The sequence below is a fragment of the Pseudacidovorax intermedius genome, from assembly GCF_001476815.1.
Lineage (GTDB): Bacteria > Pseudomonadota > Gammaproteobacteria > Burkholderiales > Burkholderiaceae_C > Xenophilus > Xenophilus intermedius_A.
This window is the reverse complement of record NZ_LDSL01000279.1, coordinates 1-419: the sequence shown is the minus strand read 5'-3', so window position 1 is coordinate 419 and position 419 is coordinate 1. Positions and strand designations below refer to the sequence as shown.

The window sequence follows — 419 nt, the reverse complement described above, 5'->3', positions numbered from 1 at the left end:
GGGTTGCCCACATCCGTGGCGCGACGCCAAAACCATGGCCGGCCACGGGAAAACGGCGTTATCCACAGCCGGGGCCTACCCTTACCTACGACGACTAACATTGAAATAAAAGAAAAGAGCAAAGTATCCACGGTCTTTCCGAAATCGCTGGGTCGGTGCCGGGCGCGCGCGCCCGGCACCGACCCAGCGATTTCGGAAAGACCGTGGATCCCGCTTTGACGCAATGCGCCGGAGTTGTCCTGACTTTGCTCTTTTCTTTTATTTCAATGTTAGTCGTCGTAGGTAAGGGTAGGCCCCGGCTGTGGATAACGCCGTTTTCCCGTGGCCGGCCATGGTTTTGGCGTCGCGCCACGGATGTGGGCAACCCTGCGCCGCTGCTGTCGCCGCCGGATGAACAACTGGAGCGGATCCGGCCGGAC

1 protein-coding gene is annotated in these 419 nt (G+C 60.1%); it reads left to right on the top strand.

Translation table 11 applies throughout. The features are described 5' to 3' along the window. Positions 1 to 203: 203 nt before the first annotated feature. Positions 204 to 419, top strand: a 216-nt coding sequence (locus NS331_RS27025; RefSeq protein ID WP_206597369.1) for a hypothetical protein, incomplete at its 3' end; no start/stop codon positions are given.